Below are 16610 nucleotides of genomic sequence, written 5' to 3'. Positions count from 1 at the left end.
TCCTTAATTTCAAAATAAGTTCATTATAAGCCTAACCAAACTATGTTTCTATATTTTTGTAGAAATTTCCATTAAAAACCTACCCAAGCTTGCAAGATTATTTCTTCGAATAGAGTCCGTATGTTCAAGAGGCTGTTGTCGTTGGAGAACTTGTAAAGCTGCTTTTCTATATTTCTTATGGGTGTGAACTATTTTTCTAAAAATATATAAAAATCCCTGTATAAAAAAGTTATTATTCGGAAAAGATACTAATGTATTCCCCCTTTAATGAAGCATCTGTCGGTAAGCAGATGCTATTTTTTTTGATTTATTTTGAAATCCCTTAGCAAGATGCATCTTTAACCCATTAAAATAAAGCAGAGGTACAGCGTTAACCTTTTAAAGATTCTCGCTATCCTCTGCTTTATTTTAGCTTAATTTTAGCCACACACAGCACTCCACATGTGCAGATTGTATGTGGCAACACAAGGGTGCTGGTGGGTTTACATATTACTTAATCATTTTACTTAATTACTTTTTCATAAGCAGGCTTGTATTTTAAAGGAATAGCTCCTGGTTCCAACAGTTTTAATAAATTTTTAAATTGAACTGTACATCTAGGATGACGACTTAATCTATCGTGTAAATAGTTATTTTCTTTTACTAGTTCAAATAATAGCTCTACTTCTTTTAAAGAAAAATTACGAATCATTTTTTCATAATAAGGCTTAGCTGAATCTGCTGTTCCATAACCATTACCCACATAGCATAATGAGACTACATATACGTACTGTTTTAATAAACTATTAGGAACCTTTTTATCAAATGATTCTGATAATCTCTCTGCAAATGGTCTTTCATTATAAAAATTATTTAGATCATGATGTGTTTCTTCTAAATCTTTCAATGCACGCGCAACAATACTATAAAGTTTATCTTTAGGTAACTCTTCTAAAGCACCTACTTTTTCGAAAAAACGTTCTGCATATTGTCTTTTTTTCACTTTATCTTTCAACATATAATCTGAATATAAACCCAGTAATTCTACAATGGCTGCGTTATCATATTCCGCCCATGTTGAAGTAGCAATTGCTAAACAATTAGTTCTAACGAATTCATCAGAATCTTCATCTACATAATTAACAAACAGTAATTTTAAAATTGAAGATTTTTGGAGATCATTTGCTTTCTTAATTTTCTCAGCATAATATTCGATTGATTGCTGATTTAATGAATCTTCTTTAATAGTCTTCATGAACTCAGCAACTGGGAAGCCCTCATATTGAACATCATTTCCTAAAATATGTTTAATACATTGGTGCATGAAATAATCTAACTCAACACCGTCTAACATTGAGTTTGATGGATGTGCTGATGAGAAATTATTTCTTAACTCTCTACAATGATTTACGAAAAAATATGCATCATCATCTAAAAAACCTAAACTAACACAAATATCAATTAATTCTTTATCGCGCATTTGGTTAAGAACTTTTTCATCGATATCCCTTTTTAAAAAAGATGCTGCTTCGGAATAACCAAAGCTTTTTACTTTTTGTCGTAATGCTAAAATTGCTGTATTCCACATATCATTAACAGCTGAACTAAATAATCCAACTCTTATTGAAACTACCATTCTGGCCAATAGTTCATGTCTATACTCTAATTTAACGTCTTCTAGAGTATCCTTTAAAGATATCCAAACACGTTTAATATCTCGCTCTGTTGCAAGTACCTCCCTAGGAATTCCAAGACTACTAGTTAAACTCTGTATCACTGGTTCAATATCAGTAGCACTATATTCTGGTAAATTTGTTTCTTTAACTACTAAATAAGACAAGTATAACCCTCCAATTACTATTATTCAAAAATGACCATTATTTTACAATTTTATCATTAAATATTTTCATATTAAAGATAAAAACACCTTTTAAGCGAATACAAACTTGCTATTTATTTATCAAAAGGTTTTATTATATTCAAATACATAAATAAATCCAATTTGGTCAGAGCTGCTCCCTCTGTCAAAACGCTGTCGTTTTTTAATGGTTTCGACATGAAAAAACCTTGAAAAGAATAATCGTGGTAATGCCCTTAAGTCACGCTAAATAACTAGGTCAGGTGAGTTGAGCCGATGCAGAAAATCAACGTAGCAACCATTAGGCAAGGTCTTTACTGCTGTTTACAGACCGGGTTGTGAGTCTTAGAGGAGTGGGAACGACTTCTTGTAGTAACAGTTCGGTAGGTGTTTCGATTGGTTATGGCCAATGGTGCTTGTCATGATATATGTGGGCGAAGCTGCATATGCTTGAAGCTAGTGACAAGTTGAAGAAATTCAGGTATTAAACAGCAGCATCATCTGGGGTTCCCTGCTTTGGACTGAGGTTATTTCCTCGATATAATACTACTCCTCTGTCCTTGAATCTATTGGATTCTTGAGACAGGGGTGGGTATTTTCATAGTCAGGTAGCCCGCAATACCTGAGGTTATATACTCCCGCAACTTTGTTCAAATTTCACCAATAAGCCTCGATAAACAAACAACATAAAAAAAGACCATCAAAAGATGATCTTTCTTGAAACTCTTAAACTGAATATGCAACGGTACGCTTATTAAGCAATCGCGCCCTTTAATGGAATAACTTTATTATTACTTAACAGGTTATTAATCCACAAGAAAAACCGAAATCCCTTCTTTATAGAGACAGGAAATTCCGGTTCATCTTTTTTATAAACAATACGACTTTATTTCAAAGCCACAACCTTCTGTAGCTTTGAAATAAAGTTTGATCAAAAACATCTCACAAACCCACATCTTACGTTAACTTTAAAGAACCCGTTTTGAAAAAAAGTTTGATAATTCTCTACTGTATTCTTCAAAAAAGTACCCGATTACGGAAGATCTTATTTTGATAATAAGCCCCATTATTTCTCCTTCTTCATTAATCAACCCCTTAATTTTAGCTGTTGATGTTCAATGACGTATATACAATCTGCTACACAATCAATAAACCTGCGATCATGTGATACGAAGATAATAGTGCCTTCATATGCTTTAATAAATCTTTCTAACGCTTCAATCGCATGGATATCTAAAAAATTGGTTGGCTCATCTAACAATAAAATATTATACTCTCCTAAAAACAATTGACATAATTGTAGACGAATCGCTTCACCACCACTTAATGATTTTACACTTTTTAAAATATCTGTGCTGACAAACAACATGGAATGTAGAACACTTCGTAAAAACCCCTCATCATATTGAGAACGATTTTTCAAGAATTCTAATACAGTTTCATCCTTTGTAAATTGATAGCTCATTTGACGAAAGTAGCCAATTTTTGCTTTTGGTGAAATAGTTAATCCGGGTGCTTTGAGTGCAATATGGTGGAGTAAAGTACTTTTACCACTACCATTATTACCCGTAATCGCTATTTTTTTACCAAGTTTCAGCTGAAAACTTACTTCATTTAATAATACTTTGTTATCTACTTGAAGAGTAAATCGGTCTGCCATTATAGGAAATTTATTATGCAACTCTAAACTTCTCGATTGGTGGAAGATTATGGGTCTACCCTCTTTTATAGCATCGACTTCCTGAAGCTTTTCCATTCGTTGCTCAATAGCCTTTGCTGCACGCTGCATAGCTTTTTGGCTCGTACCTTTGGATTTTGTCATAAAGGACTTATCCGGTTTTGCATTCGCTTCTTTTTTTGACAATCGACCTGCTTGTGCAACTTTTTCAGCTTTCTTCATTTTTTCTTGTGCCGCTTTTTCTAGCCGGCTCTTTTCTTTTATGAACTGCTCATGTGCTTGACTCTGCTGTTCACGTTCTAACTTCTTTTGTGCCAAGTATTCACTGTAATTTCCTGAATAGATTCGTACTTTGCCTTCATGAACTTCCCAAATCGTCGTAACAAGTTCATCTAATACAGAACGGTCATGACTAATTAATATAAGCGCTCCGTAGTAATACCTAAGTTCATCGAGCAAAAACGAAATACCCTCTTGGTCTAAGTGAGTAGTCGGCTCATCAATTAATAAAGCTTCATAATAATGAGTAAACAATTGAGCGAGCTTCAACCTTGTTTGTTCCCCACCACTTAACTGATTAGAGTCTCTTGGTACGTCTAATTTTCCAAGTAACGCTGGATCAGCATCACGTACTGATGGAGTTTCAAGTTGCTCAAAATAGCCATTCTCAACAAGGCGATTCACCTTTCCCGTTGTTGGTTGAATGATACCCGCCAGTAATTTTAGTAACGTGCTTTTACCTGCACCATTTTTACCGACTATGCCGATACGGTCAAATTGGTGTACAGCTAATCTTTCAATCTTTAAAATCTCTTTATCTAAATATGTCACTTCTACATTTTCTAATTCAAAACAGATTTGTTCCATCTTTCGCTACCTCCGAAATATTTTTATTTCGTATCGATAGCTAGAATCGATACGAGCCTCTTTCAAAACCAAGCTCGTATCAAAAGAATAGTAAAAATTGCATGAAATTCCCCTCCTATTTTGCTTTCGTTGCGATAACAGCATTTAATACAATTAAAATACCTGTAATCAAAAATAATACGGCCACATTTGTTAATTGGATCAGAACCCCAGCAAATGCGTACCCAATCGGTGTTGCAAGTAATGCCAAACTTCCAACAAAACTAAACACTCTCCCAAGTAAATGAGGTTCAATTTCGGTTTGGATAAGAGCATAAAACGGTGCTGAAAATAATGGGCCGAACAATCCCACTAGACCAGCCATTACGATAAATCCATAGAATAAAGTTGATGGAAGTGTGCCAGAAATGAATAAGGCAATCCCCATCAGTATCATTCCGATAACAATGAGTTTCAATTTTTCAAATCGATCTCCGAAAACCCCCATTAATATACCACCAAAGATGAGGCCAACAGCAAAAACAATTTCGATTATTCCTGCTTCAACTACGCCCTTCTCGAAATGATTTCGTGTCATAAGCGGAAAGTAAGTGCCTAGCGGAATATACAGCACCGAAACAATCGTAATCGTGACTGTTAACCTTAATAAAACAGGATGTTTTACAAGTGCATGATATCCTTCTTTCATTTCGCTTATAAAACTAGAGGAATCAACAGTTTCTGATCTCTGTACATTTGGAATGTGAATAAATAGCAAAATACTACTAGCAATTACTGCCCCAAAGACATCTAGTAATAGAACCCACTCAATGGAGCTTATCGCTAGTAATGACATCCCCACTGCTGGACCAGCAATATTTGATATAGAAGCCACTGTCTGTCCCCATCCAGAAACTTTTGTCAAATGCTCTTCTGGGGCCATTAGTGGCATGGACGCTTGCATGGCCGGCATATGGAATGCAGTTGCTATGGAACGAATGATTAACACAAGTATGACCAAAAGAATACTTGGTTCCAAAAAATACATCGATACAAATAAAGCGAAACTTCCAAGTGCAACCATCATGTCTGCAGAGAACATGATCCATTTTCGTGAATACCGATCCGTAATAGTTCCTGCAAACGGACCTAACAAGGCTTGTGGCATAAATCCAGCCAGACCTGCCAGCGTTAAAATCAGTGGCGAACCTCCTGTTGTATCTGTTAACCACCAAATGATACTAAATTGAACAGCAGCACTGCTTAATAATGAAAAGAACTGCCCTGTAAAAATCGCTAAAAATTTCCGTTTCCAATTCTTATTTTCCATTTTCCCTACCTCCAAAAATAAAAAAATCACAAGCATCTGCCTGTGATCTTAGAGTAAAGGGAAAGAGACCCATCCTTATTTTTTGTGGCTTGTAGAAAGTCATCACCAAACAAACCTAGCTCTAGCACGAGCATGGCTAAGAAGGTGAAAAAAGATAAAAATAAAGAAAGGCAGAACAAGTCGCCTTTCTCATCATGACATATTTCCATCCCAAATAAATCAAGCAGTATATTGCCTACATCAAAATAGTTAGACAAACCGCAAGTATGGATTGGGTGAATTTTTGAAATGAAGATTATTAAAAAAGGACAGACTATTCCCGTTTACTCTGTATACACAAACAGAGCCTTTGAACGTATTTAATTACTTGTTCAAAGATAGGGAACGTAGTCTCATAGAATGTGTCATTTTTTAATAATCCTCCTAATAGTTTATAAAATACATTATTGATTATATATTTTTAACAAAAAAAAGTCAAGTTAACTAAGACTATTACTTCTTGCACTGTACTGACTACCCTTTGGTATAAGTACCAGTATTTCAAAACTTAATATATATTTTATCATAAATTTCTTCTGTTATGTGTTATTTCGGATAATGGCCCGATTCATGAAGAAAGACGCTCTCCTATTACAGAAAAGCGCCCTTTCGTGGAAGTTTTATAATGCTTCTGTTTCAGAAATTAATTCTTTTAAGTTTTTTACAGCTTCGTTTGTCTTATCGCTATCTGTTGAAAGAAGAGAAACAATTTCATCGATTCGTTTTTTGTAATTCATAGGCTTTATCGGAAAATCTTGAATCATGGCTACAGCCTTCTTTTCATTGATACAGTACACCTCGTTTTTCGCAAAGAGAACTTGATTCAAGCAAGAAATACTTCGAAAACAATGACCCATCACATATGAAATATCATCTTTATTGGCATTAGCCTCCATAAACATAAGGGAAAAAGAAGCTTCAAAAGAAAAATATTGAATCATCGCTTCTTTAAATTTCTCGGGATAGGGTTCCGTTTTCTTTTTTAATTCACCTAATATGCCTTCAGGGTCAGATAAAACATTACAAATAGCTATTTCACCCATATACATGGCATTCAAATAACCATGAGGGTGTCCTGTTTGATAATGAATGGATACTAAACCTGACAGACAGTCATCAATAACTTTACTGACTCGTTTAATATCACGAAAAATAAGATCTACATGGTAACCATGTACAACTAACCAGCCACCACCATTTATCCATTCGCCCCATTCACCTAAGAAAGTGATTAATTGATCACTTTTTACATCATTAAGCTTTAGTGCAGCTTTCTCAATTTCATTAGTGTTAAACCCTTTTGATTCATCATAGTAAATTCCAATATCTATATCAGAATCTGGACTATGAGTTCCCCTTGCCCTAGATCCACCTAAAACAACTCCAATTACACCAGGTAGTCCTTCTAATTCTTTTTTTATGTCTTGAATTGTATCATCGACAGTTACCATTTGTTTCACTCCAATCTTATACAATAAAGTGGCCCGATTGTTGAAAAGGATTTGAAGACGATTCTCCGAGTCTGCCCCGCTAGCCATCCATAAATAAGAAATTTACCCCAAAGACTGAAAGAGCATTACGTTTTTCCTTGATGGCTTAAGTACACCCCTTTACAACTTTACATAATCTTTCTATAAAAAGATAAAGAAATATGCTCCTAACTCGTAAATTTATAAACATAATACACTCGGCTAAAACTAAAATCCTCTCAATTATATTCCCCTCCACATATTACCTATTGATTTTTCTTCTCTAATGGTTACGTTACTTCCTGCCGGTGGATGAACTACCGAAACAAAAAATCAGGAGGAATATTGACCATGACTAATAACAGCAAGAACGAGAACCCTCATCTCAAACAACTCCAACGAACTGTTCGATCAGGTTTACTCTCTGAATTTATTTTTAATAGTTTTCTAGAATTTCAGCAGCAAAGGGGGGATTTACAATGGAACAGAAACATATCAACCACCCCTTCCCCGGACAAGAAACTGGGATAATCCGTATTTTGATTAAACAAAGTGAACACGAGGAGTCCTTCCAATTGAGCTTGGATTTATTTGATGAAGAGCAAAATGAAGATTCTTAAAGTATAAAACTACCATTCTCCCGTCAATGATGATGGGAGGAGGTGGAAAATTATGAGAAGGAAAATACAAGTTCGAACAATTTCTGAAAGTAACGATGCTACGAATGTTTGGATTCAACATCTTGTGAACCGAATTATCATCGAGCAATTGAACCTTCCAAATCGTTTACAAGCAAAGTTGCTATATGAAACATTATTGAAATCCACAAGAGGTGAAAAAAATGAATGAAGTAAAATATCATGTCTTCTTCCGTCGTGTTAGTACGCCTGGACAAGACATTGCTATGCAAGTGGCAGCTGATGCTCCATTTCGTGAAAAACTTTTACCTGAGGAAATTTTAGTTTTTGAAGAAAATGCAGTGTCAGCAAATAAATTATCCATTCAAGAACGACCTGAAATGAAAAAGGTAATTTCCTTAATTAAACAAGACAAGGTTCATACTATCTATGCTTTTGACCGTACTCGTTTGTATCGTGATTCATATGAAGCTCAAGCATTTAATGATTTACGAAAGAAACACAACGTTCAATTACTACTTACATCCACTGATAACGGGAACATTCAAGCTACTGAGGATATTTTCCTTGAAGGTTTATTAAACATTTTTAGTGATATTGAAGGTAAAAACATCGCAAGAAGAACTACAGAGGCTCGGCGAATGTATCCACCGAAAAAGTATGGGTATTTTAAAAATGTAGAAACAAAGCAATATACGAAAGATCCTAACAAACAACAACAATTAGAACAGTTCTTTGTTTCTTTGAACGAAATAACAACTACTGAGGAACTGGCTAAATTCCTTCCTATTTATCGAAAACTTTTTAAACGGCCTAACAAAAAACTGATTGAAATGGCCCGTGATCCTTTTTATGCAGGATACGACTTAAGCAGAGGAAACAATAAGTTACGTCATGTTAATCCCTATATCAGTCTTGAGACTTTTAACCATATACAAGAAACAAAAGGGGAAATTTTCGATTCTTATCTTGAGCAAGTTAGCACGTTAAAAGAACAAAACTCATATGTCCCAATCTGTGGCTATTGTAAAAATCCATTAAACTACAAGATTGATGAAATAAATAATCAAAGCTTTTACTCATGTTCAAAGAAACATAAGAAAGTGTCAGTTACTTCTAGTGAAATGGCAGATATAGTTCGAATGGTACTACATGAAGTAATTACTCATTTTGATTCTAAGAGCCTTCTTAAGCAATCATTTTTAAAATTTGGAGAATTACGAAATGAATTGGTGAGTCAACTTGAAGTATTGGAAAATCAGCTAACTTCCACAATGGAGAAAATTGTACTAAATGCAGGTTACACAACTAACTGGAAAGAACATTCCGAATATCAAAAGATTGTTTTATTAAAAAAGGAGAAAGAAAATCTATTAAATCTTCTTTATGAGAAAAAAACACTATTACAGGAAAACAAAGAGGTTGTTGAAGCTGTAAAGGATTACCTTCATGACTATTCAGACATAAACCCTTCTTTTATGTATTCAATGTTTATTAATAAACTTTATATTTTTCATGAAGAAGTTGCTGTAGAAATTTCCAAATTTGATTATTTAACAGATTTAGAAACTGTACTTATATACAAAGGAGATGCTACTGCATGAAATTAGCATTTGGATATATTCGTCGATCATCTTACAAACAACAAGAAAACAACAGTGTAGAGATTCAGAAATCACATATCCAAGAATTTGCCCACCGCAATGGAATGGAAGTACCTGACGAATTCATTTTTATCGAAGACGTAACAAGTGCCTTTTCTAAAAGAGCAAGTAAAAGAAAAGAATTGATGCGGCTGTTACATCAAATTGTTGAATCAGGTATACCTCGTGTGATTTTTTATGAGGAATCTCGTATGGATCGTACTGGCTATTCTTTCGTTCTCGACTTTTATCGACCGCTTCAAGAAAAACTTCCAAATATCGAAGTTTATACAACAAATGCAAATGAACCATTCAACCCTGGTGATCCAAGAACACAAATCTCTCTACTTTTATACAGACAAGAATCAGAAATAAAGTCAGACCGTGCAATTGGAAGTCTGATAGCAGATCTTCAAAATCCAGAAATATGTCGCCCAGGCTCAAAAGTACCTTATGGCTATGTACAGCATAATAAGAAGCTAATTCCAAACGAAAATGCAGATATCGTGACCTTCATTTTCTATTTACAAAGTTGGGGAATATCTATGTCCAAGATTGCCTCCATATTAAACGAGGCATCTATCCCCTCACCTCAAGGCAAGTCATGGGGATCTAGCACTGTTGAAAGCATTTTAAAGAACCCCGTTTATACGGGAATGCTTGTCTGGAATATCCATAAAGATAAAAAGCAAACATTTGAATTTAGGGACTTTCATAAACCTCTAATTAATCAGTTCTTAGTGTTGCTAAATGAAAACAACATTAAACTTCAACAAAAATTTGGACGGTTAGATACACCATTCATCTTTTTGAATAAACTCTCCTGCGCTCAGTGCCATCAAACCCTTGTTACTCAAAATGGGTCCACAACAAGAAAAGGGAAAAAGTATTACTACCAATATTACGTTTGTAAACATTGTAGTTACAAATTAGACCTTAATGAAGTTCATGAAGACCTGTTACCCAAAATTCTTAAATACGTACAAGAACTTGTATCTAGTGAAAACATCAAAACAACAACAACCGATTATCTTCATAAAATTCAAGTTTTTTTAGAAGAAAATATTAAAGAAATAGAAGATCAGCTTGACAAATTAATATCAAAAGGTTCTATTGCTAATGAACACAACGACAGAGAGTTTGCGCTATATGTTAAAACTGTTGAATCACGATTGGAAACTTCATTAGAATCACTTCTAAATAGTCGCGACATTCTAGAAGAACTTTATGAAGCAGTTCACACAAATTTATTCTTCGACCGATTTAAACAAATTCTTGATTCTGAACTCGGAGAATCTGAAAAACGACTTATCATTCTTTACTTTGTTGACAAAGTATTAGTTCACCAAAATCGACCATTACAACCTGTGTTTCGAGAGAATGTATTTGAAAGCTTTAATCTAGTTCCTACTAGACAAAGTACCGAATCATAAATCAAGTAAACAAGATAAATTACCGAACACTCTACATGAACTCTACATTACTACAATTATACAAATCACAAATCCCTTGATTATAAGGGATTTTAATTAGGACGTGTTCGGTTTTCTATCCAGAATGGTATACCAATATGGATAAAAAACAGAAATCCACTACTATTATTGGACAAACAACCGAATTTTATACAACAACATAGAGAAAACATCAAGGGGGAAATGAAATGAAAGTTGTTCGCACATATGCATCACCAGATAAAGCGGTGAATGTAAAACTGATTCTACAACAGCTAATTGAATTAAACATAGAAAAGAAAGTAAATACTAAAGGGGTAAACCCACCAGCATCTCATAATAAAATTACTCTAGGCGGTGATTGTGCATGAGATGCGCAGTATATGCACGTGTTTCAACAAATCTAGAATCGCAAGCAACATCCATCGAAAACCAAATCGACATCTTTAATAATTACGCTTCCCAAAAGAATTGGGAAATCGTAAAAGTCTATACAGATAAACAGACAGGTACAAAAGAAAACCGTCCTGGTTTGAAATCATTAATCGAAGACGGTAAAAATGGCGTATATGATGTGATCTTAGCAAAAGAATTATCTCGACTCGCTCGAAACGGTAGACTTTCATACGAGCTTCGCGATATCTGTCACTTCAATAACCTTCACATTATTTGCTTAGACAACTCCATAAACACTTTAGAAGGAAACGATCAAAACTTTGGTTTATTCGCTTGGCTGTATGAAACCGAGTCTGCAAATAGTAGTCGTCGTAACAAACAAGCAAAGAAAGTAAAGGCGCAACGCGGGCTTTATATTGGCTCACATCCTCCATACGGTTATCGAGTTGATAACGGTGTTCTAAAATTAAAAGAAGATGACACAACTAATGTTGTGAAACGAATATTCCGTGATTACCTAGATGGTATAGGGATGGAAACAATCGCAAAAAACCTTACAAATGAAAAGGTACCTACGCCCGCGAAAATCGCCAATAAATCAAACGCTTCAAAACAATGGCATGGTTCAACAATCAAACACATTCTATGTAACAGACATTACATCGGGGATCTTGTACAGGGTCGTTCCGAAATGATAACAGTTACCTCATCTCAAAGAAGAGAAGTAGATAAAGAAAATCAAATCATCCATGAAAATACCCATGAAGCAATCATCGAGAAAGAAACTTTCAATAAAGTGCAGGAACTATTACGAAAACGTACGAAAACTGGTACTGCACCACAAAAGCATCTATTCACAAACCTTCTTTACTGCGAGGATTGTCAAAAAGGTATGTGGTACAAGCAAAATCAAAAAGGCTACCGTTGTGGCGGTAACCTAAGACATGGTGAAGTATTCTGCGTTAATAAAACGATAGTACGTGAAAAAGCACTAGTACACGTCATCATGGAAGACTTAAAACCATTATACAATACACTTAAAGAAGAGAGTTTCTTAAAAAGCTTAGTGAAAAAACTCGAAAGTAAAAAACATCAAATTCAAAAAGAGCTTGAAAACGTACAAGCTGAAATTGATAATTTAAAGCAAAACAAATTGAAATACCTCAATTTGTATACTGAGAATGTTATCTCAAAAGATGAATTAATTGAGGCACGTGAACTAACAGATGCAAATATAAATGAATTACAACTAAAGAAAACTCAACTAATTGAAAAAATGAACGAGTGTGATAATGAAAATTATGCCGTTCATATTGGTGAGAAACTAAAGGATGTTATTTCATTAGATGAATTAACTCCACAAGTTCTTCATTCATTAGTTGAGAAAATCACTTGTACTCACGAAGGCGAAATTCATATTCAATACTCCTTCGTGAATCCATTACAAGTTGCATAACGAGGCAACTAACACTGATTAGTTGCCTTCTTTTAAAATGAGTTGCGAGACACACTCAACATGTGTAGAGTGCTAGGTGTAGACAAACCATAGCAAATATTCTTGAGCAGTGGATTTCACCTTTAATTTGAATTACGAATCAAGAATAAACAGCTATAGGTATTACCAACAAAGAAGGTGCAGAGATTTTGGATTCAATATCTGGAAAGTCAAGTTGTTCATCAACTCCGTTATTCATTGTTCTAAACAAGCCATCGAGTGTATTTTGTTTGAACAAATTGAATCCAGTATTTCTGAATAGATTAATATTATCATCTGAGTCATTAACCACCTTAACGACCTTTCCAATAACTGTATAATTCCCATCAATGATTTCATTCAAATTATTATGAACAAAATAATCCATATAGACAGGAATTACGGCCTTTAAATTTTCAGAGGTATTTATCGTACAAATTAAATCTAAAATACCGTTTTCCACCAAGCCTTTCTTCATTACCTTAATCTGTTTAAGAATTTCCTGATCGTTATTCTTTTTACTACCCTTTTTTTCTTGAAAACTCGTTGCCATGACACCTATTTGTTCAACTGAATCCAATAATGAAACTAATGGGTTTTTTTCCAATACACTATTGAACCTTACGAAACTACCTGTTTTTAGTTGTTGTAGATCCTCACTGCTTAATACATCCTTGATTAATTCTTTTTCATTCAAAAATGATACTAACTTTGAAAATAATGACGTTGGGGTATGTACTCTTTCTTCATTAGCACTCTTCTCATCCCTACTATTATTTTCCTTTCCAAATGCAGCTTTAATTTTTGTTTTTACTCCATAAAGCCCAAATCCACCTTCACCATCAACACTACCAGTTGTCTTGCTACCTTTTGTTGTTGAGATGTTTAGATTAGTTACTTGTGCAAATCCATCCTCTATTACCGCCAACAAATCAAAAACAATCTTTTGATTAAGATAGGTTGTAATAGGCAAAACAAATTCCTTTTCGGTTTCTTTCATTGCATTTCCTCCCCGTTGGAATAATAAGACTCTTTCTATCTATAATACTATATCTTCATAAAAGGAAAGGAGTTGTTCACATGGACAAAGACACATTCTTTACAACGAAACCATCAAAAAGAGTAGAAGAAGTGAACCTTCTATTACAAAAGTATGATTTAAAGAAAGTAGCTGAGATGTTCGGTATCCCATACAGCACATTTACAAAAGAAATGAGGGCCGGAGATTACTTTTACCACCAATCGGACAAACAGTATTACCCATTCGTAAGATCAGAAGACGAGCGGTTAAAAGCGGAACAGAAGGATGAATCAGCCGAACTAGCCTTTATCAAGGAACACTTTGACGCTTTAAAAGGTTTGCTCAAAATGTACCAATCCAATAAATTGTTGATGCTTGATGAAAGGATTTACAATAAAGTAGCAAAGTATGAAAATAAGAGCCTCAAAATGAACACAGAGCTTTATGAAGAATTCAAGAAATTCTGTGAGGAATATTACCCTCAATACAAAATCCAAGATTTAATTTGTCAATCTATATTGGATTTTCAGAGCAATTACAGAAGGTAACGAGAAAAGAGCCAGTAGGCTCTTTTTCTAAGGGTTCGGTTTTGAGGTACACTATTTACAAAGAGAATTTAAAGCAAACTATAAATTTGCATAGAAAAAACGCACAGATCGAAGAAACTCAGAATATAGCCTTTTAATGTTTTACTTAACAAAGCCCCTATCAGTTTAATATATACATCTTTAATTTTTGAACTAACTCTTTGTATTTAACAAAAAAGTTTCCAATCGGCAGCACAGCGAAATATGAAGAGACTTGAGCATTAGCCAGTAAACATTCATCATAAATTAAACTAATATTTACTTCCTTTTTTGGTTCTATACCTCTTTGAACTAGCGAGTTCGCCAAATCCCAATATAACTTTTGCCCCATTTCATCGACAGACCTTTCTATTGCAAAACGACCTGCAAAGCTGTTCCACCACACTTTAAATGTTTCATAAATCTCATTAAAATTCATTAAACTATCCTCATCATTTACAAACAGCCATTGAAAAAATAAATTATTTTCTTCATAAAATATCTTTAAATCGTTTTTATTGTCTTCAGATATTCTTTGTGAAATCTCATTCCACAGTTCATCATACTTTAATTCAAAGTCTTCTTTAAACGCTATTCTTGTTGATAAATAAGGAAATCTTAAATCCTCTTCATTTCGATTTTGATTAAGGAAAATATTTTGTATGTAAATCAAAAAGTTCAAAGCAAAGGATGTATCTGTCTTCATTATTAATGAATTTTCCAAGTCTTGCACTCCCTTCCGAATTATTTAGTTTTCTGTTTTAATAAAAGAGCTTTTGCTCGACGTTCCTTATATTTCATTATGAGTACCTCGTTTGTTTTATTTTCTTCTGAATGCAACCGTTCAATCGCTTCATCGATTATCGCAATTTCGTTGTCATAGTCTTTAAGTTTTCGATAGGCCATTGCATACGAATTATATAATGCTGGAGCATTGTAGCCTTTGTATCGTGCTATATCAAATAACTCAATGGCCCGTTCAAGATTGCCATCTTTTCGTTCCTTATCACCATCATCCCAATACGGCTTCCCTTCGTCAAAGCCTTTAGACCAGTCGTGCAAGTTTTTTATATCTTTTAAGGGAGCTCGATTGTGGATTGGATTAATTGTGATTCCTTCTATTGGATCAGGTTCAAGTTCACCAAACTTTTCTTTTAAAAACTTCCAGACATCAATTAAATGATAAGTAGGTATATTTCGTCCGAGCTTTTCTAATGCTTGTTCTTGGTCTAAATTATAATTCGTTACATAATCGTCGCCAATATATATCCAAGCAGTAACCGATTTTGCATACTGGCTTTTAAGTATTTTGTTTTCATTTTTTGACAAAAAAGTTTTTGTTTCACTTTGATACTTGTCTAAATTCCCTCCGAAAATAATGTCAATCTCATTTCGTATATTTCGTGAGATAAAAACTACTGCTTTTAAATTTTCGTACTTAACATCATCAAACGGTCGAGATTTCACTCCAAAGTAATGGTCTTCTATCTCACTTGCATAAAGATGCGGAGCTGTTTCAAATTGTAGCTCAGTCGTATTAGGACTACGATCATGCCCGTTATCTCTCTTAGTGAAAAGTGGGATTATGCGGTTCGTTAGTCTATCATTTGTTTCATTGAGTATTCTAGTCATTTCTTGAGATTCTAACTCTATTGCTTGTTCTTCTGTTAGCCCAGTTCCCACAAAGCGAACATCAGTATCATACATTTTACGGATTTTTTCAGCTTCATATGCTCTTTCGTGAAACTCTTTATAACGATTTCCACGCCCTTTTCCGACATAGAAAATTTCGCTAGTATTTTTAATAAACCATTCATAAACATAAAAGTCTGTTGCTGTACTACCAGTAACAACGCCCACAGGCGATGAGGAAATAGATATTCCATTGCTTTCGTCAGATGAAATATTGAAAGATATACCCATCGGTTGTTTATTAATTTTTTCTCGTTCTTGTGATTCACTAATGTCTTTGTTTTCTTTCTGTTTGTCATTTTGCTTTTCTGATTTTTTATTTCCGAAAAGGTTGCTTAAAAACCCCATTTTGACATCTCCTCTTTGACTTAATAAATAAGAAATTTATATTTAATTAATAATGCAAAGGCAACGCTGGTAACAAAAGAATAATAATTATTTCTTCCGTAACTACATTTTATTAACACTTGCTTTAAATAAATCCCACCCTATATTTAAAAGGGTGGGGGTAATGAATTTGTTCTTAATCA

14 protein-coding genes are annotated in these 16610 nt (G+C 34.2%); 7 read left to right on the top strand and 7 right to left on the bottom strand.

What is annotated here, in order from left to right:
- Positions 1–502: 502 nt before the first annotated feature.
- From CZ487_RS02885 to CZ487_RS02870, 4 genes are all read right to left on the bottom strand, one after another.
- Complete coding sequence (locus CZ487_RS02885) at positions 503–1819, bottom strand: hypothetical protein (protein WP_077210740.1); 1317 nt, start codon at positions 1817–1819, stop codon at positions 503–505.
- A 1105-nt stretch (positions 1820–2924) separates the two neighbouring features.
- Positions 2925–4382 (bottom strand): ABC-F type ribosomal protection protein Msr(G), encoded by a 1458-nt coding sequence (msr(G), locus tag CZ487_RS02880; protein ID WP_077210739.1) that lies wholly within the window; start codon positions 4380–4382, stop codon positions 2925–2927.
- Positions 4383–4497: 115 nt separating this feature from the next.
- Positions 4498–5691 (bottom strand): macrolide efflux MFS transporter Mef(F), encoded by a 1194-nt coding sequence (locus CZ487_RS02875; protein WP_077210738.1) that lies wholly within the window; start codon positions 5689–5691, stop codon positions 4498–4500.
- A gap of 659 nt (positions 5692–6350) precedes the next feature.
- Positions 6351–7181, bottom strand: coding sequence for a nucleotidyltransferase domain-containing protein (locus CZ487_RS02870; RefSeq protein WP_077210737.1), 831 nt, complete (start codon positions 7179–7181; stop codon positions 6351–6353).
- A 497-nt stretch (positions 7182–7678) separates the two neighbouring features.
- Between CZ487_RS02870 and CZ487_RS26480 the strand changes: the two genes are divergently transcribed.
- From CZ487_RS26480 to CZ487_RS02855, 6 genes are all read left to right on the top strand, one after another.
- Entirely contained in the window at positions 7679–7819 is a 141-nt protein-coding gene (locus tag CZ487_RS26480; RefSeq protein ID WP_154676005.1) for a hypothetical protein, read from the top strand.
- Positions 7820–7871: 52 nt separating this feature from the next.
- Positions 7872–8048 (top strand): hypothetical protein, encoded by a 177-nt coding sequence (locus CZ487_RS26475; protein WP_154676004.1) that lies wholly within the window; start codon positions 7872–7874, stop codon positions 8046–8048.
- On the top strand, positions 8041–9441 hold the full coding sequence (locus CZ487_RS02865) for a recombinase family protein (protein ID WP_077210736.1): 1401 nt from the start codon (positions 8041–8043) through the stop codon (positions 9439–9441). Before CZ487_RS26475 ends, CZ487_RS02865 begins: the two co-directional genes overlap by 8 nt.
- Complete coding sequence (locus CZ487_RS02860) at positions 9438–10913, top strand: recombinase family protein (RefSeq protein ID WP_077210735.1); 1476 nt, start codon at positions 9438–9440, stop codon at positions 10911–10913. The genes CZ487_RS02865 and CZ487_RS02860 overlap by 4 nt, the downstream gene beginning before the upstream one ends.
- Before the next feature lie 227 nt (positions 10914–11140).
- Entirely contained in the window at positions 11141–11302 is a 162-nt protein-coding gene (locus CZ487_RS26470; RefSeq protein ID WP_154676003.1) for a hypothetical protein, read from the top strand.
- The gene (locus CZ487_RS02855; protein ID WP_077210734.1) at positions 11299–12783 is read left to right on the top strand and encodes a recombinase family protein; all 1485 of its coding nucleotides are present in this window, start codon (positions 11299–11301) and stop codon (positions 12781–12783) included. The genes CZ487_RS26470 and CZ487_RS02855 overlap by 4 nt, the downstream gene beginning before the upstream one ends.
- A 139-nt stretch (positions 12784–12922) precedes the next feature.
- Here CZ487_RS02855 and CZ487_RS02850 read toward each other — a convergent pair whose 3' ends face one another.
- Complete coding sequence (locus CZ487_RS02850) at positions 12923–13801, bottom strand: DUF6414 family protein (RefSeq protein WP_077210733.1); 879 nt, start codon at positions 13799–13801, stop codon at positions 12923–12925.
- An 80-nt stretch (positions 13802–13881) separates the two neighbouring features.
- Between CZ487_RS02850 and CZ487_RS02845 the strand changes: the two genes are divergently transcribed.
- Positions 13882–14370, top strand: a complete 489-nt coding sequence (locus CZ487_RS02845) for a hypothetical protein (protein WP_077210732.1) — start codon at positions 13882–13884, stop codon at positions 14368–14370.
- 160 nt (positions 14371–14530) lie between these two features.
- Here CZ487_RS02845 and CZ487_RS02840 read toward each other — a convergent pair whose 3' ends face one another.
- On the bottom strand, positions 14531–15112 hold the full coding sequence (locus CZ487_RS02840) for an L-rhamnose mutarotase (protein WP_077210731.1): 582 nt from the start codon (positions 15110–15112) through the stop codon (positions 14531–14533).
- 20 nt (positions 15113–15132) lie between these two features.
- Positions 15133–16428: a GIY-YIG nuclease family protein gene (locus CZ487_RS02835; protein WP_077210730.1), complete on the bottom strand. Its 1296-nt coding sequence runs from the start codon at positions 16426–16428 to the stop codon at positions 15133–15135.
- Between the last annotated feature and the right edge of the window lie 182 nt (positions 16429–16610).

Source organism: Robertmurraya dakarensis (genome assembly GCF_900156875.1).
Taxonomy (GTDB): Bacteria; Bacillota; Bacilli; order Bacillales; family Cytobacillaceae; genus Robertmurraya; species Robertmurraya dakarensis.
Note: the sequence above shows the minus strand (reverse complement) of the source record. Positions and strands in the feature narration are given on the sequence as shown.

Bases quoted from the DNA above. Each gene is read 5' to 3' on its own strand.
- CZ487_RS02875 (WP_077210738.1), bottom strand. From the start codon at position 5,691: ATGGAAAATAAGAATTGGAAACGGAAATTTTTAGCGATTTTTACAGGG.
- CZ487_RS02870 (WP_077210737.1), bottom strand. From the start codon at position 7,181: ATGGTAACTGTCGATGATACAATTCAAGACATAAAAAAAGAATTAGAA.
- CZ487_RS26480 (WP_154676005.1), top strand. From the start codon at position 7,679: ATGGAACAGAAACATATCAACCACCCCTTCCCCGGACAAGAAACTGGG.
- CZ487_RS26475 (WP_154676004.1), top strand. From the start codon at position 7,872: ATGAGAAGGAAAATACAAGTTCGAACAATTTCTGAAAGTAACGATGCT.
- CZ487_RS02865 (WP_077210736.1), top strand. From the start codon at position 8,041: ATGAATGAAGTAAAATATCATGTCTTCTTCCGTCGTGTTAGTACGCCT.
- CZ487_RS02860 (WP_077210735.1), top strand. From the start codon at position 9,438: ATGAAATTAGCATTTGGATATATTCGTCGATCATCTTACAAACAACAA.
- CZ487_RS26470 (WP_154676003.1), top strand. From the start codon at position 11,141: ATGAAAGTTGTTCGCACATATGCATCACCAGATAAAGCGGTGAATGTA.
- CZ487_RS02855 (WP_077210734.1), top strand. From the start codon at position 11,299: ATGAGATGCGCAGTATATGCACGTGTTTCAACAAATCTAGAATCGCAA.
- CZ487_RS02850 (WP_077210733.1), bottom strand. From the start codon at position 13,801: ATGAAAGAAACCGAAAAGGAATTTGTTTTGCCTATTACAACCTATCTT.
- CZ487_RS02845 (WP_077210732.1), top strand. From the start codon at position 13,882: ATGGACAAAGACACATTCTTTACAACGAAACCATCAAAAAGAGTAGAA.
- CZ487_RS02835 (WP_077210730.1), bottom strand. From the start codon at position 16,428: ATGGGGTTTTTAAGCAACCTTTTCGGAAATAAAAAATCAGAAAAGCAA.